Origin of the sequence: Desulfovibrio desulfuricans (assembly GCF_024460775.1) — a bacterium.
In the GTDB taxonomy this organism is placed as follows: Bacteria; Desulfobacterota; Desulfovibrionia; order Desulfovibrionales; family Desulfovibrionaceae; genus Desulfovibrio; species Desulfovibrio desulfuricans_E.
In genome coordinates this window covers 109,524-127,902 of sequence record NZ_JANFYZ010000001.1, presented here as the reverse complement: position 1 = coordinate 127,902, position 18,379 = coordinate 109,524, and the positions used below count along the sequence as shown (strand labels likewise).

The 18,379-nt window shown below is 52.6% G+C and carries 16 protein-coding genes and 1 tRNA gene; 7 read left to right on the top strand and 10 right to left on the bottom strand.

From position 1 onward, the window contains the following. Positions 1 to 65: 65 nt before the first annotated feature. From NE637_RS00515 to NE637_RS00500, 4 genes are all read left to right on the top strand, one after another. On the top strand, positions 66 to 1,058 hold the full coding sequence (locus tag NE637_RS00515; protein WP_227119119.1) for an AAA family ATPase: 993 nt from the start codon (positions 66 to 68) through the stop codon (positions 1,056 to 1,058). Positions 1,059 to 1,061: 3 nt separating this feature from the next. Beyond that, positions 1,062 to 2,501: a vWA domain-containing protein gene (locus tag NE637_RS00510; RefSeq protein ID WP_227119118.1), complete on the top strand. Its 1,440-nt coding sequence runs from the start codon at positions 1,062 to 1,064 to the stop codon at positions 2,499 to 2,501. A 73-nt stretch (positions 2,502 to 2,574) separates the two neighbouring features. Then, positions 2,575 to 3,057 carry a hypothetical protein gene (locus NE637_RS00505; RefSeq protein ID WP_227119117.1) on the top strand — a complete coding sequence of 161 codons (483 nt, stop codon included), beginning with the start codon at positions 2,575 to 2,577 and terminating at the stop codon, positions 3,055 to 3,057. Positions 3,058 to 3,421: 364 nt separating this feature from the next. After that, complete coding sequence (locus tag NE637_RS00500; protein ID WP_256186083.1) at positions 3,422 to 5,875, top strand: response regulator; 2,454 nt, start codon at positions 3,422 to 3,424, stop codon at positions 5,873 to 5,875. Between the two features lie 100 nt (positions 5,876 to 5,975). Here NE637_RS00500 and NE637_RS00495 read toward each other — a convergent pair whose 3' ends face one another. Together NE637_RS00495 and NE637_RS00490 are read right to left on the bottom strand one after the other, a co-directional pair. After that, a complete protein-coding gene (locus NE637_RS00495; protein WP_227119115.1) occupies positions 5,976 to 6,554 on the bottom strand; it encodes a periplasmic heavy metal sensor in 579 nt (192 codons plus the stop codon). 145 nt (positions 6,555 to 6,699) lie between these two features. Further along, positions 6,700 to 8,355 carry a multicopper oxidase family protein gene (locus NE637_RS00490; RefSeq protein ID WP_227119114.1) on the bottom strand — a complete coding sequence of 552 codons (1,656 nt, stop codon included), beginning with the start codon at positions 8,353 to 8,355 and terminating at the stop codon, positions 6,700 to 6,702. 361 nt (positions 8,356 to 8,716) lie between these two features. On the opposite strand from NE637_RS00490, the gene NE637_RS00485 reads away from it, so the two are divergent. The 3 genes from NE637_RS00485 (at position 8,717) to NE637_RS00475 (ending at position 11,303) form a co-directional block, all read left to right on the top strand. After that, positions 8,717 to 9,172 (top strand): response regulator, encoded by a 456-nt coding sequence (locus NE637_RS00485; protein ID WP_256186081.1) that lies wholly within the window; start codon positions 8,717 to 8,719, stop codon positions 9,170 to 9,172. A 140-nt stretch (positions 9,173 to 9,312) separates the two neighbouring features. After that, positions 9,313 to 10,632, top strand: a complete 1,320-nt coding sequence (locus NE637_RS00480) for a reverse transcriptase domain-containing protein (RefSeq protein ID WP_227119112.1) — start codon at positions 9,313 to 9,315, stop codon at positions 10,630 to 10,632. Positions 10,633 to 10,745: 113 nt separating this feature from the next. Continuing rightward, entirely contained in the window at positions 10,746 to 11,303 is a 558-nt protein-coding gene (locus NE637_RS00475) for an SLATT domain-containing protein (RefSeq protein WP_256267553.1), read from the top strand. An 84-nt stretch (positions 11,304 to 11,387) separates the two neighbouring features. Here NE637_RS00475 and NE637_RS00470 read toward each other — a convergent pair. The 8 genes from NE637_RS00470 to pyrG all read right to left on the bottom strand — a co-directional run bounded on the left by NE637_RS00470 (position 11,388) and on the right by pyrG (position 18,230). After that, positions 11,388 to 11,464: transfer RNA gene (locus NE637_RS00470), tRNA-Arg, on the bottom strand. Between the two features lie 79 nt (positions 11,465 to 11,543). After that, positions 11,544 to 12,020: a hypothetical protein gene (locus NE637_RS00465; protein ID WP_227118517.1), complete on the bottom strand. Its 477-nt coding sequence runs from the start codon at positions 12,018 to 12,020 to the stop codon at positions 11,544 to 11,546. Positions 12,021 to 12,218: 198 nt separating this feature from the next. Continuing rightward, positions 12,219 to 12,677 (bottom strand): PTS sugar transporter subunit IIB, encoded by a 459-nt coding sequence (locus tag NE637_RS00460; protein WP_192111661.1) that lies wholly within the window; start codon positions 12,675 to 12,677, stop codon positions 12,219 to 12,221. Between the two features lies 1 nt (position 12,678). Continuing rightward, a complete protein-coding gene (locus NE637_RS00455; RefSeq protein WP_215648471.1) occupies positions 12,679 to 13,119 on the bottom strand; it encodes a PTS sugar transporter subunit IIA in 441 nt (146 codons plus the stop codon). A gap of 33 nt (positions 13,120 to 13,152) precedes the next feature. Next, the gene (gene rapZ / locus NE637_RS00450; RefSeq protein ID WP_227118516.1) at positions 13,153 to 14,103 is read right to left on the bottom strand and encodes an RNase adapter RapZ; all 951 of its coding nucleotides are present in this window, start codon (positions 14,101 to 14,103) and stop codon (positions 13,153 to 13,155) included. A gap of 186 nt (positions 14,104 to 14,289) precedes the next feature. Then, positions 14,290 to 14,829: a ribosome hibernation-promoting factor, HPF/YfiA family gene (hpf, locus tag NE637_RS00445; protein ID WP_022657416.1), complete on the bottom strand. Its 540-nt coding sequence runs from the start codon at positions 14,827 to 14,829 to the stop codon at positions 14,290 to 14,292. A gap of 36 nt (positions 14,830 to 14,865) precedes the next feature. Continuing rightward, positions 14,866 to 16,290, bottom strand: coding sequence for an RNA polymerase factor sigma-54 (rpoN, locus tag NE637_RS00440; RefSeq protein ID WP_227118515.1), 1,425 nt, complete (start codon positions 16,288 to 16,290; stop codon positions 14,866 to 14,868). A 296-nt stretch (positions 16,291 to 16,586) separates the two neighbouring features. Then, positions 16,587 to 18,230, bottom strand: a complete 1,644-nt coding sequence (gene pyrG, locus NE637_RS00435) for a CTP synthase (protein ID WP_192111658.1) — start codon at positions 18,228 to 18,230, stop codon at positions 16,587 to 16,589. Positions 18,231 to 18,379 lie beyond the last annotated feature (149 nt).

The window sequence follows — 18,379 nt, the reverse complement described above, 5'->3', positions numbered from 1 at the left end:
ACTTTATCGGGTGCCTCTCCACGATACACGCGCCCTCTCCTATCACAGCTATTTCAGGAAGAAACATGACGCCTTTACAGGTTATTTCCGCTTTGCAGACCCTCACCAGCATTCATCAGCCCGTATTTTTATGGGGCGCGCCGGGCGTGGGCAAAAGCCAGATAGTCTCCCAGGTTGCCGCCATGCGGGGCATGGCCCTGCGCGACATCCGGGCCGTGCTGCTTGATCCTGTTGATCTGCGCGGCTTGCCGCGCCTTACTGATGCTGGAACCGCCGTATGGTGCCCGCCTGCTTTTTTGCCGGGGGCGGGCGACCCACCGCAAGGCATACTCTTTCTTGATGAACTCAACGCCGCCCCGCCGCTGGTGCAGTCGGCCTGCTATCAGCTCATACTCGACAGAGCCATTGGCGAATACCGCCTGCCGGATGGCTGGTCCATCGTGGCCGCTGGCAATCGGGAAAAGGACAAGGCCGTCTCGTACCGCATGCCTTCTGCCCTGGCTAACCGCATGGTGCATCTGGAATTTGACGCCAGCCTTGACGACTGGCTCGCCTGGGCGCAGGGAGCGGGCATTCGCCGCGAGGTGTGCGCCTTTTTGCGTTTTCGCCCCCGGCTGCTGCACGATTTTGACCCGCAGCGCATGGAAAAAGCCTTTGCCTCGCCCCGCTCGTGGGAATTTGTTTCGCGCATACTGGAGGCCGCACCTGCCCGCGAGGTGGAATACGAGCTGTTTCAGGGCACAGTCGGCCCCGCAGCCGCGGCGGAGTTCATGGGTTTTCTCTCCGTATGGCGCGAGCTGCCCACGGTGGATTCCATCCTGGCGCAGCCAGAGGCCGCAATGGTGCCTCAGGAGCCAGCCGCCCTGTACGCCACATGCGAGGCGCTGAGCCTGCGCGCGGCAGAAGACACCATGGATGCCCTTACCGCCTATGCCGAGCGCCTGCCCGCAGAATTCAGCGTATTGCTGATGCGCGACGCCGTCTGCCAGAATACGGATGTGGTGAACACCCCGGCCTTCAACCGCTGGGCAGAAAAAAACGCGGAAGTTCTGCTCTAAGCCATGCACACATTCGAGAACCAGCCGTCTACCCCGCAAAAGCCAGCCGCAACCACAGAGGATGCTGATGCTGCAACCCTGGCGGCCCAGCGCTGCATCACGCGCGCCCGCGCAGCACTGGTTATGGAGCATCCCTTCTTCGGATCTCTGGCCCTGCGCTTGCGCTACAAGGCAGACTCCTCATGCGCGGATATGTGGACAGACGGCAAAACCCTTGGCTACAACCCTGCATTCTCAACGGCCCTTTCGCAAAAAACGCTTGTGGGGGCAATGGCGCACGAGGTTCTGCATCTGGCCTTCGGGCATCATCTGCGCCGCAAGGGGCGCGATGCAAAACAGTGGAACCGCGCCTGCGATCTGGCAATCAATCACATCTTGGTGGAGTCCGGCTTTACCCTGCCTCAGGGCTTTGCCCACAATCCGGCCTATGCGGGCATGAATGCGGACGAAATCTTTGATGCACTGGCAAGCCTGCAAGACGCCCCCACCAACAAGGGCGGGCAGAACGCGCAGGTTGCGCAGGGCGCGGAACAGACAGAAGGCGCTGGCGCAGCGGCCTTTGATGGTGGCAAGCAGACAGAGCAACCGGAGCAGCCCACTCCGCAAGGCGCGCAAAACAGCAAGCAGCAAAAGGACGAAGACGCCGACCCGCAGTCCGCCGCTGGCAACAAGGCCGCAGCCAAACGCGAAAAAGGCCGCCCGGAACAATCAGAGGGCAAAACCAGCTTCACCGGCGAGGTGCAGGATCACCCCGATGCGCAAGGCATGCAGAACGATCAGGCCCTCAAGGCCGCCGAGCAGGAGGCGGATATAGCCATGATGCAGGCCATGCAGCGCGCCCGCAACATGGGCAGCATGCCCGCAGGTCTGGCCCGTCAGCTTAACCGGGCGTGGCGGCCCAAGCTGGACTGGCGCACGCTTTTGCAGCGTTTTTTGGAGCAGTGCGCGCAAAACGACTATTCGTGGACAACGCCCAACCGCCGCTATCTGTACCAGAACATCTACCTGCCAGCCCGGCGTGAGGCCCGCCTGCCCCACGTGGTGCTGGCCGTGGACTGCTCTGGCTCTGTGGACGAGCAGGCGCTGGCCATGTTTTGCACTGAGCTTGCAACCGTGCTTGAAGCCTACGACACCACGCTCACAGTACTGTTTCATGATACCAAGGTGCAGAAAACCCTAACGCTTACGCGCATGGACATGCCCGCCAGCCTTGCCCCCGTGGGGGGCGGCGGTACGGATTACCGCCCTGTGTGCGCCCATATTGAAGACGAGCGGCTGGCCCCCACCTGCCTGATCTGGTTTACCGATCTGGAGTGCGACCGCTACCCCGCCGAGCCGGAATATCCTGTGCTGTGGATTTGCAGCGCCCCGCACGAGCAACAGCCGCCATTCGGTCAGGTGGTATGCCTGACGGAACCCGCGGCCGCGCTGGGCGCGGTCTGAACCGACCGCCAGAATCAGGTGCCTTAACTGATGCCAGCCTCCAACCAACACCCAAGCACCACACGAGGTCGCCATGCATATTGAATGGAAAATAACCAAAAAACGAGGCTACATGCGGCCCATCCTGCAATATTCCGTGCGGCTTGAAGAACACGAAAAAGCCCTGGCCCTGCCCATAGTAAGCATAGTTTCAACCATTCCGCAGCCAGAAGAAGAGCGGCAGGATTACTGCTATCCCGGCCTGTTCGAGCGGGCGCAGGGCTACACCCCCACCCGTTTTCACACCCTTGAGGCACCATCGCACAAAGGGCATTCGTGGACACGCAGCCTCACCCTGCCCTGGCGCGAAACCAACGAATACCCGGAAGTGGAAGAATCGTTCCAGCGCCTGCGCGCCGCCCTGGAAGCAGAAATTGAAAGGGCAGACAACAGCCAGCCCATGAGCGTGAGCGGCAGCGTGCAATCCTCTGCCGCCGCCAAGGTAATGCTTGCCCCCAACCTGCTTGCTGAGCGCTTTTTGCGCCTTGCCGCAGGAGCACAAGCCGCAGGGCAATAACTATAATGATGTGTTACTGCAAATATGTGAACATGGACATGCTTTTAATTAGCAACCTAACAATAAAAAAATGGTTAGATAATGCGCACAAAAATCATCACACATCTATCAGCATAAAATATATGGTTTTTTAAATATTGAAATAAACTCATAAGATATGAGTATTATTTTGACATAATCATCATACGACTGTATATTCACAAAAATTCTGATTCATACAGACAATACAAGGCATTTTCCAAGTCATAACTTGTTATTAGTCTGTTTTTCCTGCTTCACCTTCCCGCATCACCAGATACACCGCACATCACAAGACCACGGGCCTGAGACTGATAACGTGCCATAGGCTGACTGAGAGGCTGCTATGCGCATCAAGTACAAGGTTTGGTGCCTTACCGCTGCAATTATCAGCATAATCGTTTGTGCTGATATCTATTTTGGTTATCGCGAAATTGAGTCTTCCATCCGCACAGAATTGCTGCGTGATGCAGAGGACTTCCGTGCCATTATCATGTCCACCCGCCGTGTTTATCAAAAACAGTTCATTGAAAGCGGCCTGCCCGTAACCGATGCCACCATCGGTTTTTTGCCTGCGCATGCGCTCTCCAGAATTTCGGCAGAATTCCATAACTGGAGCACCAGCGGGCTCAGGTTCAGCAATGTGTCTGACAGGCCGCGCAATCCCGCCAACATGGCAAATCCTCTTGAGCTTGACGCCCTGGCATGGTTCCGGGCCACCCCTTCCGCCAAAAGCCGGATGGTTGAAGTGAAAGAGAACGGCCTTTCCTTCTATCACTATACCAGCCCCATCAAGGTTGAAGAGTACTGCCTGCGATGTCATGGCTGCCGCGAGAACGCCCCCCAGGCCATTGCTGCGGCCTATGCTGATTCATACAACTACAATGTTGGCGACCTCCGTGGAGTTTTGAGCATTTTCCTGCCGTCTGAAGAACTGCGCCACCAGTATTATTCTGAATGGATATTCCAGATTGTGATGCACATTCTGGGGTATCTTGTACTTTTGCTTGCACTTGGCTCCCTGCTCAACAAATACGTTGTTGCCCGTTTGGCGCGGTTGGAAGAAAGCACCCAAAAGCTCGCCGCAGGCGATTACAGCGCGCGGGTCGATACAATGGGCAAGGATGAAATTGGCGATCTGGCCGAATGCATCAACAGGATGGGCGCTGAAATCCAGAAGCGCGAGCAAACCCTGCGCGAGAATGAGGAGCGCTTCCGTCTGACCACAAACAGCATCAAGGACGCGCTGATTCTGCTGGATTGCTCCGGGCACATCATCTTTTGGAACAAGGCGGCGGAGACCATTTTTGGCTATACGGCAGACGAGGTTATGGGGCGCGTTTTGCACGAATTTTTGGTGCCGCCCCGCTATCGCGATAAAATGGCTGAAGGTCTGAAAGATTTTTGCCTCAGCGGCCAGGGGGATTTTCTGGGTTCTGGCGTTGAATTGAGCGCCCTGCGCAAGGATGGGCAAGAATTTGCCATTGAGCTTGCGCTGTCTACCATGAACATGCAGGGTCGGTGGATTGCCATCGGACTGGTCAGGGATATCACAGAGCGCAAGCAGGTTGAGGCCGAGCTTGCGGCCCACCGTGAACGGCTGGAGGCGCTGGTGGAGTCGCGCACCCAGGATCTGATTATTGCCAAAAACGCAGCAGAGGCTGGCAGCGTTGCCAAAAGCGCCTTCCTCGCCAACATGAGCCACGAGATTCGCACCCCCCTGAACGCCATCACGGGCATGATCCATATTTTGCGCAAATCGGGCCTCACCCCCAATCAGGTGGAAAAGCTCACCAAGATCGAGATCGCCAGCAGTCACTTGCTGGAAATTATCAATAATGTTCTTGAATTATCAAAAATTGAAGCCGGAAAGTTCGTGTTGCAACATGTGCCAGTGCATGTTTCTACCCTGCTTGAGAACATCACTTCCATTCTGGGGCAGAAGGCGCAGGAGAAAGGCATTGAGCTGATTGTGGACGCTGCGCCAGAAACCTGCCCCGTCTATGGCGATGACAGCCGGTTGCAGCAGGCCCTGCTCAACCTCGCCACCAATGCGCTCAAGTTTACGGATCACGGCTATGTTAAGGTGGCAGTGCGCCCGGAATCGCAGACAGACAGCACTGTGACGTACCGCTTTGAGGTGGAAGACACAGGCATTGGCATCAACCCGGAGATGCAGCCGCGCCTGTTCAGCGCATTTGAGCAGGCGGATAATTCCATGAGCCGCAAATACGGCGGCACAGGCCTTGGCCTTGCCATCACCAAAAAGCTTGCAGAACTCATGGGCGGTAAGGCGGGGATGACCAGCGTGGAGGGCAAAGGCAGCACGTTCTGGTTCACTGCCGTGTTGCGCAAAGACGCGCCCCCGCACAACGAACCAACCAGAGTCAGCGCTGAGGATGCGGAACGCACCATCCGGCAAAAGCTTGGCAGCAAGCGCATTCTGCTGGTGGAAGACGAGCCTATCAACCGTGAGATTGCCCAGGCCCTGCTGGAAGACGTGGGCTTTATCGTTGACCTTGCGGAAGACGGCGGCAAGGCCATTGAGCGGGTGCAGGCCGCTACCTATGACTTGATACTTATGGATATGCAGATGCCGCACATCAACGGACTGGAGGCCACCCGGCAGATTCGCCTGCTCCCCGAAGGGGCCGCAATCCCCATTATCGCCATGACAGCCAACGCCTTTGCCGAAGACCGCGAACTGTGCATCGAGGCTGGCATGAACGACTTTATCGCCAAGCCCGTTTCAGTGTCGCTGCTCTACCAGAAGCTCTGCGCCTGGTTGCAGAAGGGGTGAAAAAGGCAAATTGCCACTAGCTAAAAATAATTGGGGCCGGAGGATTAACAAATCCCTCGGCCCCAATCCATATAATCAGATTTTGTTCAACGATCTTCTTTTATTGCTTGTGTCCTTCGTGTCCCGCGGGCGCTTGATCCGCTGCGGCTGCAGGGGGAGTCTGCCCCATGGCATCGTGCTTCATGCCGCCCATCATTCCACCGCCCATCATGCCACCCATCATGCCACCGTGCAGATCTTTGATGCCAAAATCTTTTGCAATTTTGTCTTCAAAGGCTTCACGCTCTGACTTGAGTTTGCTGAAAAGCTGAGCAAGCTCGGTAGCAGTCTTGCTTACAGCCTTCACATCCGGGTTTGTCGCATGTTGCAGGGCTTTCAGTTCTTCATGCTTAACAAACAATGCCTGCTGCGTGGGCTCAATTTTTTTGCTGTAATCCTTCAGGGCTGCGTCAAACGGAGCCACCTGTTCGGGCTTCAGCTGACCTTTGACATGCTTGACCATACCGGGAGGGATTGCCCCCATGCCCATATGCGGCATCATGGGGCCCATTTCAGCCCCCCCCATCATGCCACAACCTCCCATTTTTCCGTCCATGGCCGCCGCTGTGGTTGAATAGGCAGTGGTGCCAACCATTGTTGCGGCCAGAAGGATGGGAAGAATAATTTTTGAAGATTTCATGAGCGTTCTCCTTTTTTGAGGGCGCGACTTTTTTTGAATACGTTTTTATTACATATCAAATTAATATGAAATGTCCAGCTAGATAAGTCTCACATACTGGGCAACCCTGCTGCCAGCGTTCCACGCGGGGCTGCGTTCTCACAGCCTAGGCAATTTTGACATTAAGCATCATCCCTTGATCTTCATGCTCAAGGTTATGACAATGAAAGAGGAACAGTTGCTCCCCAGGATATTGCGGGCTGGAAAAATCGATACTCACAGTGACCGTCTCACCAGGCCAGACCAGTACGGTATCCTTGTAGCCGAGATCCGTAGTAAGCCGCCCGTGAGCATCCACAGCACGATTTTTTACTTGCGTGGGGCTGCCGCTCCTTTCCAGCACACGATAAAAGTATCCATGCAGGTGCATGGGATGGGGCATGCTGGCTTTGGCATTACTGATACGCCAAATTTCAGGGCCACGTTTTTTTACAACTATGGGCAAACTGTTCATATCAAAAGTGTGATCATTAATAGTCCAGCCGCCCATATGCCTCATGGCTAAACTAATGGGGCGATCAAATCCCTCGATGCGGGGGGCGGGAATGTCAAAAAGATTCGTTGGTAGTTTTCTGGCATAAGTAACCTTTTTATCCACCAGCAGCCTCAAAACGGGATAAGTGCTGCCCTCGCCCAGACTACCGTGACTTCCGGCATGTCCACCAGCGCCCATAGCATGCTGGCTACCGCTGCCGTTCGCGTGACTCATGGAAGCTGCGCCTGTTGAATGCTCCATGTTCATCATGCCGCTCATTCCCATCATTTCTCCTTCATTGTGCATGGGATCGAAGGGCACATTTTGAAGAAATATTTCGTTCCCCAGGGAGAAGCTGCTCATATCCAGCAGTATGTCCGCGCGCTCACCGGGGGAAAGGAAGAGGCCGTCAATTTGTTGTGGTGCAGGAAGAAAGCCGCCATCGTTGCCGATCAGCAGGAAGGGAAGCTGCCTGCCATCTGAAATGAACGAAAGGTTGTAGATACGGGCGGTGGATCCATTGAGCAGGCGGAAGCGATACAAACGTGTGGAAGTTTTGAGTGTGGGGTTGCTCTGGCCGTTGACCAGTATGGTGTCTCCCAGATAGCCCATCATCAAATCATCATTGGATGGGGAATAATCCAGGCGGCCATCATGTGTAAGGCGTTTGTCCTGAATTACAATGGGAATATCCGTCTCGCCCAGGCGGAAATCATATTCTTTGGCAAAGGATTCTTCCTCGTCATCACGGACTATGAAGAAAGAAGCCAAGCCCATGTATGCTTGTTTTGCCGTCAGACCGTGGGGATGTGGATGATACCAGTAGGTACCTGCCCGGTTTGTGATTGGAAAAGAATACTCATAGCTGCTCTTCGGCCCAATGGCATACGATGGATGCCCTGCCTGTTTCCAGGGGCAATCCACGCCGTGCCAATGAATGATGGTTGGCTCATCCAAGCCGTTTACAAGTGTTGCTTCAAAGGGCTGGCCTTTGCGCAATACAAGAATCGGGTTCAGATATGACGCTCCCTTATGCGTGGCTGAATAGGCAAGCATGGGCGCGCCAGTTGCGGGCAGTGCTCCTTTTACTTCCGCGGTCGTGAGGGTAAATTTTTCTTCAGGGGCGAGCAGCCCAAAGAGGCCCGACTTGCTCGGAACTGGTAGTTGCGTAGAATTAAAATTTGTCGTTGCGGCTTGGAGTAAGCCTCCAAAGCCAAGGTCAGCACCGATTGCGAGCAGGACTGCTGTAGATGAAAGAGACAGGAATTTTCTACGACTTTGCTGCATCTGGCACCTCTCAGAATGGTTATCCCTAAGCCTGGAGTTGCTAACGCTGGTGAGTCAAAAAAACTTGCTAAAGATTAGTATAGACATATCGTGTTGGCAAGTATGTAGACGATTTCAATACACATCTATCTGAGATTGCTTGCTTCATATTGTGAAAAAATCAGACCTTTACAATACAACACACAGTATACGCTGAGGAAATCAAAAATACATATGCTTTAACGTTCCACCTCAAGCTATTTCGTTCTTTGTTAAACTACGTTAAAATAACAGCCGAAGCCAAAAACAAAAATATAGTTCCGCAGCCGAAGCCTAAAAAGACAAACAACTCGCAGCAAAAAATCTCTTTCGCTTCACTGCCGTGCTGCGCAAAGACGCGCCCCCGGTCAACGAACCGACAAGAGTCAGCGCTGAGGAGGCAGAACGCACCATCCGGCAAAAGCTTGGCAGCAAGCGCATTCTGCTGGTGGAAGACGAGCCCATCAACCGTGAGATCGCACAAGCCCTGCTGGAAGATGTGGGCTTTATCGTTGACCTTGCGGAAGACGGCGGCAAGGCCATTGAGCAGGTGCAGGCCGCTACCTATGACTTGATACTTATGGATATGCAGATGCCGCACATCAACGGACTGGAGGCCACCCGGCAGATTCGCCTGCTCCCGGTGGGGGCCACAATCCCCATTATCGCCATGACAGCCAACGCCTTTGCCGAAGACCGGGAACTGTGCATCGAGGCTGGCATGAACGACTTTATCGCCAAGCCCGTTTCAGTGTCGCTGCTCTACCAGAAGCTCTGCGCGTGGTTGCAGAAGGGGTGAGAGAGGAAACCGTTTGAGGTTATCATGTAGGAAAGGGCAAACATTCCAAGTGACATCACTTTTTAATATTCATATATTACACAAGAGTTCATGATAGACTATAAAATAATTATAAAAATATTAGATAGTTAGGTAAAATGATGGACTATTTTTCGCCAGAGGAATTAAAAAATATATTTGAAAATAAAGTCCGCCTTAGCTTAACTCGAGGAATAGACGGCCTATCAGCCAAACGCTTTTTTGAACTGCATCCAGACTACGCTGAAAATATTAGTAAAAAAATACACAATGGAACATACAAATTTTCTCCGTATCTAGAAAAATTGATTTTAAAAGGGAAAGATAAAAAACCACGTGTAATTTCAATTCCATGCATACGAGATTCAATTGTCTTGAATTCACTGCTTAATTATATAAAAAATAGCTACTCTGTTTTATTGCCTCCTAAAATGCCAAATAGCTTGATTTTTAAAATCAAAAAAAGCTTACAAAAATTACCTGAAAATCAGCATTTTTTTATAAGGCTTGATTTTAAAAATTATTACCCCTCAATTAATCACGCAAATTTGATAGAAAAATTATGCTTTATTGATGACGAAAACATTTTGAACATAATTAGGCACGCAATTTCAAATATAACAGTTCCTTTTGACAGCTATTTTGACTTAAGACCTGAATCAAATACAATTGGGCTACCCCAGGGACTTCCAATTTCTAATATCCTTTCAGAAATATACCTTTTAAACTTTGACGAGAACATATCCTCAAAAGTCAAACACTATTGCAGATACGTTGATGACATTTTGATAATAACAGATAACAAAGAAAAAACTCTTGATATTGTTAATAGTAATGTAAAAACAGAATTTTTAACACTCAATGATGAAAAAACAGAATCAAATAGCACAGAAGAAACAGTAAATTTTTTAGGATACAAAATAAATTCAAAGTGCATTTCTGTTAAAGACAAGAACACTGAAATATTTATAAAAAAGTTACAAAAAATTTTCTCAGAGTATAGACTTAATACTTCAAGGAAGAATATTATTGCCACTGACGTATTGATAGAAGATTTAAATATGCGCACTGCTGGAGCATACTCAAATAATAAACGTTATGGTTGGATTATATATTATTCAATGATTGATGATATTACTAAACTCTATGAAATTGATTCAATAATAAAAAGAAATCTAAAAAGATATAAATTACTACACATATCACCAAAAATAAAGTCCATTGTCAGAGCTTATTTTCATATTAGAGGAAAACAATGGGCAAGTTATGCACATAATTTTGACGTTGTCACCATACCAGAAATGATCAAGGCACTCAAAATCAGAGGGCTATTTGATGAAAATGAAAAAGCAAAAGGTACTACAATCCTTCTGCGATATCAGAAGTATGTCAAATCACAACTTGATAGCATTGACAAAGATTGGGGCAATGGCTACAAATAATAAAGCCTCGTCTACTCATAGCATGAGTGGAACCCGTTAAGGGCTATCTATTCTAGCGCTTGCGCTTTGTTGAGTCTGAGGACTTCCTTACCTTTATATCGAGGCTTTTCTATATGCCTAGCAGCAGCTCTACATTAGAAGACCGAGCATACAAAACAGCAAAAGCTAGATTTAATGCATCTGACAGACTTATAAAAAAACAAAAATCTCTCATATTTACAATAACACTAATTACCATTGCTCAAATCAGTGCCTCAGTCGCTTTCTTGGCTAAAGCCAACCCGCAATTTGCGAATCTCATTTCTAGCGCTACAATAAATTTTTCTGTTTTTATTGCTATTATCTCAAACACGGATTCACTGAGCAAGGATGTCTTAAGCGCACACCATTTTCATGAGTGTGGATTAAAACTCATGGAGTTGACTCGAAAAATTTCAGGACTCTCGCCGGAAGATCAACAAAAATACCAAGAAGAATACAACACTGTAATTAATAGCTGTTCGGAAAACCACAGCAATTTAGACTATAAACTAGCCGAAAAGCAAATAATCAGATCGAAATATATATGTTTTTATGAAAAACTGCATACACTCTCCGCTTGGTCAGCTTCTTTTGCGTACATATTTTGCGCGATAACATCTTTTTTAATTACATACCGTTTGGTTAATTAAATTTTTCATTGATTTTTTTAAAATTACCTTTCGTCAAATCATGCCAAAGGGCACATGAAGGTTATCTTCATGTGCCCTTAAATATGGTGCGCCCGACAGGAATCGAACCTGTGGCCTACAACTTAGGAGGTTGTCGCTCTATCCAACTGAGCTACGAGCGCAATCCGGATTTTGTAGTGATTCTTTAGGGTCATGTCAAGCTGGGCATGGCGCAGATGCTCCTACAGCCAAACTCCCCCGCTAGTTGCCGCCCCAAATGAGCAGGGCCAGCGCGCCCAGCGTGCCCACAAGCACGGCGTAGGCCTGCCGCGTGCGCAGCGACAGCACCGCCCCAAGCAGGGCCGCCACATACAGGGCCGACCACGTCACCGCCCGCAGGGCCGGTATGGCATGATGCGCCGAAAGCACCGCCAGCAGCATATAAATCAGCCCAAAGCACGCAATATACAGCGCCGCCTGCCACAAAACACGGCACAGCCCGGCCCACAGAATAACCCGGCCCGGCGATACTCCCCCGCTGCCGCTCCCCCACGCCACCACAGCATCCACCATCGGGTTCAGGCTGATGCGCTGGCGCTGTTCACACCAGCTCGCCGTGTACGCCGCCATCATTGCAAGTATGAGCGGCAACAGCGCCATACCGGGCTGATCCAGCCCAAACTGTCTGCACAGGGGAAACACCAGCAGAAAGCTCAGGCTGCCATACGGCGGCACCACGCTGCCAAGTTCCAGCGCGTCAAGCCAGAGCAGTTCAATGATTATGCCAAGGGGGAGAGCCAGCGACCAGTCGCCGGTAAAAAAGCCAGCGAACAGGGCCAGACAGATGGGGCGGTCTACAAGGCCAACGATGCAGGTTGAACGCGCAGCGCCAGCCAGGGCAAAAAAAAAGCGTAGGGAGCCCCAGCAGCGAATACATCAGAAAAGTTGATCATTGGGGCCTCGAACTGTCTCTGTGGGAACGCAGCGAAAATCAAGCTGCACAAGATGATCCTGTATAACGTGCAGGTCTTCCCTGTCCTGTGCGGAAAGGGCCACATGGGGCAGCACCTGTAGCTTGTCCGGCGCGTAATGCAGGTTGCCCATGTTCAGCACCTGCATGAGGATGCCGGCATCACAGGCGCGCCGCGCATCCTGACAATTGGCAAACAGCACAAAACAGTCATCGCCGCAGGAATTGAGCGTGGCAGCCAGTTCCTTTACGCTGATGAAATGGGTCATCACGCGCTGCGGCACTGCCAGTTCAATTATCTGCTGCCGCATTATGTCGTCCGCAAGTTCGTCGTTGGCTACCACCAGATGTCGCGCCCCTGTGTAGGGTAACCAGGCTTCGATTACCTGGCCGTGAACCAGGCGATTGTCCACGCGAAACCACATACTAGCTATCGGCTTTGTCACGTTTGTTGCGCAGCATGCTGCCCGCAACCACAATGCCTTTTGCGCCTGCCTCGCCAGCTATGCGGGCCACTTCTTCAAGCTCCTTGTCGCGCGAGGTAAACACCTTGAGCAGCATGGGCAGGTTCACGCCGGTAACAACCTCAACCTTATGGGTTGCCAGCAGCGAAAGCGCAAGATTGGTGGGCGTGCCGCCAAACATATCGGTAAGAATAATGACGCCCGCGCCCTTGTCGAGCCGCTGGGTTGCGTCTGTAAGGCGGCGAACGGTTTCGGAAACCTCGTGCGCCACGTCAACACTGATGGAGCTGCAATCGCTCTGCTGCCCGAGTATGAATTCGGCGGTGCGCAGCATGGCCGAACCATAGTCGGCATGCGAAACCAGAATGATTCCAACCTGAGTCTTCTTGTTTTCGTCCGTCATGACAACCTCACGCAACAGAACGTGCCAGCTTTTTTAGCCAAGTTCAAGGTGCCGATGCTCCAGAAAAGCCGGATAATCAGCCTGCCGCAGCGCCTGTAAAATTTCTTCGGCCATTGCCACCGAGCGGTGGCGGCCGCCGGTACAGCCCACGGCCACGGTTATGCGGTAGCGGCCTTCGGCCTCCATGAGCGGCAGCATGAAAAACAGCAGATCAACCAGCTTGTCGCGGTATTCGCGGGCGTGGGGCGAATTGAACACATAGTCGGCAACGGGTTTGTCCTTGCCGCTCATGGGGCGCAGCTCGTCCACAAAATAGGGATTTGCCAGAAAACGCAGGTCAAAAACCAGATCAGCCTCGCGCGGTACACCGTATTTGAAGCCAAAAGAAATCACGTTGACCCTGATGGCCCGCAGCTTGCCCTTGTTGCCGCTCCAGCGCTTCTGGATGGCGCGCCGCAGGTCATGGATGGAAAAACGCGAGGTGTCGATGACCAGATCAGCCATTTCACGCAGAGGGCGCAGGCTGCTGCGCTCTGCCAGCAGCGCCGCCTCAAGGCCCATGCCCTCGCGTTCCAGCGGATGCGGGCGGCGGGTCGAGGCATAGCGGCGAATGAGTTCCTGATTGTTGGCCTCAAGAAAAAGCAGCATGGGGCGGATGTTTTTGCCCGCAAGCATGCTCAGGCAGTCGTTGATGTCTTCCACAAAATTGCTCTGGCGCAGATCCATGCCCAGAGCAATGCCCTTGAAGTGACTCATGGAGGGGCGCGACATCATGTCCACCATTTCCATGACAAGGCTCACGGGCAGCCCGTCGACCACAAAGTGGCCCATGTCTTCAAAAACCTTGAGCGCCGTGCTTTTGCCAGCGCCGGAAAGGCCCGTGACAATGCACACCTGCACATCCACGCCGGAAACGGGCGCGTCAGCATCAGGCTTTGCGTCAAGGGTGGAATCTGTGGGGGGTATCTGCGCGGAATCCTTCATGACATTCGCCTCTTCGGGGTCAGATCGCCGTTTGCAGCCGGGGTTGTGCGCCACAGGCTTCTGACGGACGTTGCCAAATCCGCGCCGCGCTCAAGCCCGTGTAAAGGCCATTGCGCGGCAACCGGCAGGGGGGTGCGCCTGAAACGGGGGCGGGCCGTTGCCAGCCCGCCCCCTCATTATGAACGCTTACAACACGGGGTCAATGAGGGCATAGCCGCTCACCTTGGTGCGATATACCACATTGATGCGGTTGTTTTCTGCATTAAAGAACACCAGAAACTCGCTGCCGATGGAATCAAGCTGCATGAGCGCTTCATCCAGATGCAGGGGCTTGGTGGCGAGGCGGTCGGTGCCGTCAACGGGCTGCTGCACGTCGGCTTCGGCATCGAGGTTGTAGGTAAACACGTCCACATCCGTATTGCGGGCGTGCCGCCGCTGGGCCTTTACGCGGGCCACCTGACGCTTGATCTGCGATTCGACCTTGTCTGTCACAAGGTCAATGGCGGCGTACATATCCGAGGTCTGTTCCGTGGCATTGATGTGCAGGCCTTCGCCCGTAACGGTCACTTCGCAGCGATGACGGAACTTGTCGACTGTCAGCACAACGGCAACTTCAAGGCCAGAGGCCTTGCCAAAAAACCGTCCCAGCTTTTCCATGCGGCGACGGGCATACTTCTTCAGATGTTCGGAGGCTTCAAAATTCTTGAATGCAAATGAGATGTTCATAAGTTCCTCCTAAGTATTGAGCCACTCGACGGGGAATCAGAAATGCTCCTTGCGCCTTGACGAAGATGGAATATCAAGCGCCGTGCGGTATTTTGCCACCGTACGCCGCGCAATATTGACCTTGAGGCGTTCCTTGAGCATTTCGCCGATACGCTCATCGCTGAGGGGGGATCGGGTATCTTCCTCAGAGATGAATTTCTTGATCAGAGCCTTGACGCTTTCTGAGCCTACCTGACTTCCGTCATCGAGTTCAAGGCCGCTGTTAAAGAAAAACTTCAATTCAAAGATGCCGTGGGGCGTTGCCACATACTTGTTGGTGGTAATGCGGCTCACCGTTGATTCGTGCATGCTGATGTCGTCAGCAATATCCTTGAGAATGAGCGGCGCGAGCTTGGTCACGCCGTCTTCAAAAAACGGCTGCTGATGGCGCACAATGCTTTCCATAACCTTGTAAAGCGTGCGCTGGCGCTGATACAGACTCTTGATAAGCCATGAGGCGGAGCGGATTTTTTCTGCGCAATAGTCCTTTTCCTTCTCCGAGCCGCCAATGTTCATCTGGCTCATGGCCGAAAGCTGCAACTGGGGCAGGCCGTCATCGTTGAGCAAAATCACAAATTCGTCGCCCATCTTGTACACAAATACATCGGGGCTTACGTAGGTTGGCTCGCCGCCGCCAAAACTTGCGCCGGGCAATGGGTCAAGGCTCTGGATGATATCCAGATACTCCTTGAGCTCTTCCATATCGAGCTTGAACTTGCGCAGCAGGGGCTTGTAGCGCTTGGCCTCGAGGTCTTCGAGGTGCGATTCTACCAGCTCCACGAGGATGGGGTCGCGGGCGTAATTGAGGTTCTTGATCTGCACCATCAGGCATTCGCGCGCGTCACGCGCGGCAACGCCGATGGGGTCAAAAAGCTGCACCCTTTCAAGCACGGGCAGCACGGCCTCGGGCGCAACCTCGGCTATTTCGGCCACTTCTTCAATGCTGGCTTGCAGATACCCGGCTGAGGAGAGATTGCCGATAATGACCTCGCCAATGGCCTTCTGCTCTTCTGTCAGCGAAGAAAGGCGCAACTGCCAGAACAGATGTCCCTCAAGGGTGGGCTTGGCCGCATAGCGGGCTTCAAGAGGCGAAATTTCTTCGGCAAGTTCATATTCGCGCGACTGCGAAAGGCGGGGGGTGCTGGCAAACTCGCCGAGGTAATCTTCCCAGTCGGCATCCTTGGCCAGTTCCCTGTCGTACACTTCCTCCTTGGGCGCTTCGCGGCTTTCCTCGTGCTGCTCCAGGGAGGAATCGTCAGTAAGTGAAGATTCTTCGAGAAAGGGGTTTTCAAGCAGTTCCTGCTGCACAGTTTCCAGAAGTTCCACGCGTGAGAGCTGCAGCAGCTTGATTGCCTGCTGCAATTGCGGGGTCATTACCAGTTGCTGTGACAGCTTGAGTTGCTGCCGTAGTTCCAGTGCCATGTGTGCTCTTTTGCCTTAACTAGCCATAGGACTATAGAATTATCTGTTTACAAGTACTGTGCCACATCTGCAAAAATTATGCAATAGCTAACAGTTGCAAGATCAGGTTCACGGCATCCCCAGCCAGCGGCAAGGGCTGCCAGCGCCAAAAATCCAGATTTGGCGCAGCATTTGCGCCGTTGGAAATAATCTGCGCACAAAAAAAGGGGAAGGCAATGCCCTCCCCTTTTTGCGCGATTTTGCGATACCCAAGCTTGGTGAAAACCAACAAGCCTCGCTGCGTTAACGCCGCGAAATTACACCTTGGCGAACTTTTTAGCCGCTCCGATAAATTCACGGAACAGCGGATGCGCGTTCATGGGCCGGGATTTGAATTCGGGGTGGAACTGACAGCCAAGGAACCAGGGGTGGTTCTTCAGTTCAATAATTTCCACAAGCGAATCGTCAGGGGCGGTGCCGCTGAAAACCATGCCCTTTTCGCCAAGCATTTCCTTGAAGGCATTGTTGAATTCGTAGCGGTGGCGGTGACGTTCATCAACCATGCCCTTTTTGTAGGCCACAAAGGCCTTGGTATCGGGCTGCACCTTGCAGGGGTAGGAGCCAAGACGCATGGTGCCGCCCTTGTCGCTGCCCGCGTCGCGTTTTTCAACGTTCTTGGTGCGGAAGTCGAACCATTCGGTCATGAGGTAGATAACCTTGTGGTCAGAAAGCGGGTTGAATTCTTCCGAGTTGGCGTCATCAAGGTTTGCCACGTGGCGGGCAAATTCGATAACCGCGCACTGCATGCCAAGGCAGATGCCGAAGAAGGGAATGTTGTTTTCACGCGCATAGCGGATGGCGGCAATCTTGCCTTCCACGCCGCGGTAGCCAAAGCCGCCGGGCACAAGAATGCCGTGACAGCCCTTGAAGGATTCCGCGCAATTGCTTTCGTCCACATTCTCGGAATTGACGTAGCGCAGTTCCACTTCAACGCGGTTGGCGACGCCGCCGTGAATGAGGGCTTCGTGCAGGCTCTTGTAAGCTTCCTTGAGGTCAACGTACTTGCCCACAATGGCAATGGTGACCTTGCCCTTGGGGTTGGCGCAGTCGCTCACGAGCTTTTCCCAGGCTTCAAGGTGGGCATTGCGCGCGGGCAGGCGCAGCATGATGGCCACCTTCTGGTCAAAGCCTTCCTCATAGAACTTGAGCGGCACTTCATAAATATTGTTCACATCCACCGAAGAAAACACGGCGTCCTGATCCACATTGCAGAACAGGGCGATCTTGCGGCGCAGTTCTTCGGGGATGCTCTGCTCGCAGCGGCACAGAATGATATCGGGCTGAATGCCGATGGAGAGCAGTTCCTTGACGCTGTGCTGGGTGGGCTTGGTCTTGTGCTCGCCAGCGCTGCGCAGGTAGGGAACCAGGGTAAGGTGAATGTTCAGGCAGTTGTCGCGTCCAAGGTCGGAACGCAACTGACGGATGGCCTCAAGAAAGGGCAGGCCTTCAATGTCGCCCACGGTGCCGCCGATTTCGATAATGGCGACATCGGGCGCGTCCTCGCCTTCAGAAAGGGAAAGCACCACGCTCTTGATTTCATCAGTAATGTGCGGGATCACCTGCACAGTGGCGCCCAGGTAATCGCCGTGACGTTCCTTGGCGATGACGTGGTTGTAAATGGCGCCGGAAGTGGTGTTGTTCTTCCGCGACATGGGCACGTTAAGGTAACGTTCGTAGTGCCCGAGATCCAGATCCGTTTCCGCGCCGTCATCGGTAACAAATACCTCGCCGTGCTGGAACGGGTTCATGGTGCCGGGGTCAACATTGATGTAAGGATCAAGCTTCTGGATGGTTACCGTAAGCCCGCGCGTTTGCAGCAGCGCGCCCAAAGACGCAGCCGCGAGGCCCTTGCCTAACGACGACAGAACGCCGCCCGTCACAAAAATGTATTTAGTTTTCATGCACTTCCACCTGTACTTGGGTATGTTGAATAGTTCAACCAAACAGTCTTAACCCAAATTGAATTTTTTGGCTAGCATTGACTAAGTAAAACAAGCTAAGTAATGTGTTATTCCCTTTTCAGCGTGCGTGCCCACCACAAGCGGCCCGC

What these genes read in the sequence shown, in the direction of transcription:
- NE637_RS00515 (WP_227119119.1), top strand. Translation starts at nt 66, where the DNA reads ATGACGCCTTTACAGGTTATTTCCGCTTTGCAGACCCTCACCAGCATT.
- NE637_RS00510 (WP_227119118.1), top strand. Translation starts at nt 1,062, where the DNA reads ATGCACACATTCGAGAACCAGCCGTCTACCCCGCAAAAGCCAGCCGCA.
- NE637_RS00505 (WP_227119117.1), top strand. Translation starts at nt 2,575, where the DNA reads ATGCATATTGAATGGAAAATAACCAAAAAACGAGGCTACATGCGGCCC.
- NE637_RS00500 (WP_256186083.1), top strand. Translation starts at nt 3,422, where the DNA reads ATGCGCATCAAGTACAAGGTTTGGTGCCTTACCGCTGCAATTATCAGC.
- NE637_RS00495 (WP_227119115.1), bottom strand. Translation starts at nt 6,554, where the DNA reads ATGAAATCTTCAAAAATTATTCTTCCCATCCTTCTGGCCGCAACAATG.
- NE637_RS00490 (WP_227119114.1), bottom strand. Translation starts at nt 8,355, where the DNA reads ATGCAGCAAAGTCGTAGAAAATTCCTGTCTCTTTCATCTACAGCAGTC.
- NE637_RS00480 (WP_227119112.1), top strand. Translation starts at nt 9,313, where the DNA reads ATGGACTATTTTTCGCCAGAGGAATTAAAAAATATATTTGAAAATAAA.
- NE637_RS00475 (WP_256267553.1), top strand. Translation starts at nt 10,746, where the DNA reads ATGCCTAGCAGCAGCTCTACATTAGAAGACCGAGCATACAAAACAGCA.
- NE637_RS00460 (WP_192111661.1), bottom strand. Translation starts at nt 12,677, where the DNA reads ATGTGGTTTCGCGTGGACAATCGCCTGGTTCACGGCCAGGTAATCGAA.
- NE637_RS00455 (WP_215648471.1), bottom strand. Translation starts at nt 13,119, where the DNA reads ATGACGGACGAAAACAAGAAGACTCAGGTTGGAATCATTCTGGTTTCG.
- rapZ (WP_227118516.1), bottom strand. Translation starts at nt 14,103, where the DNA reads ATGAAGGATTCCGCGCAGATACCCCCCACAGATTCCACCCTTGACGCA.
- hpf (WP_022657416.1), bottom strand. Translation starts at nt 14,829, where the DNA reads ATGAACATCTCATTTGCATTCAAGAATTTTGAAGCCTCCGAACATCTG.
- rpoN (WP_227118515.1), bottom strand. Translation starts at nt 16,290, where the DNA reads ATGGCACTGGAACTACGGCAGCAACTCAAGCTGTCACAGCAACTGGTA.
- pyrG (WP_192111658.1), bottom strand. Translation starts at nt 18,230, where the DNA reads ATGAAAACTAAATACATTTTTGTGACGGGCGGCGTTCTGTCGTCGTTA.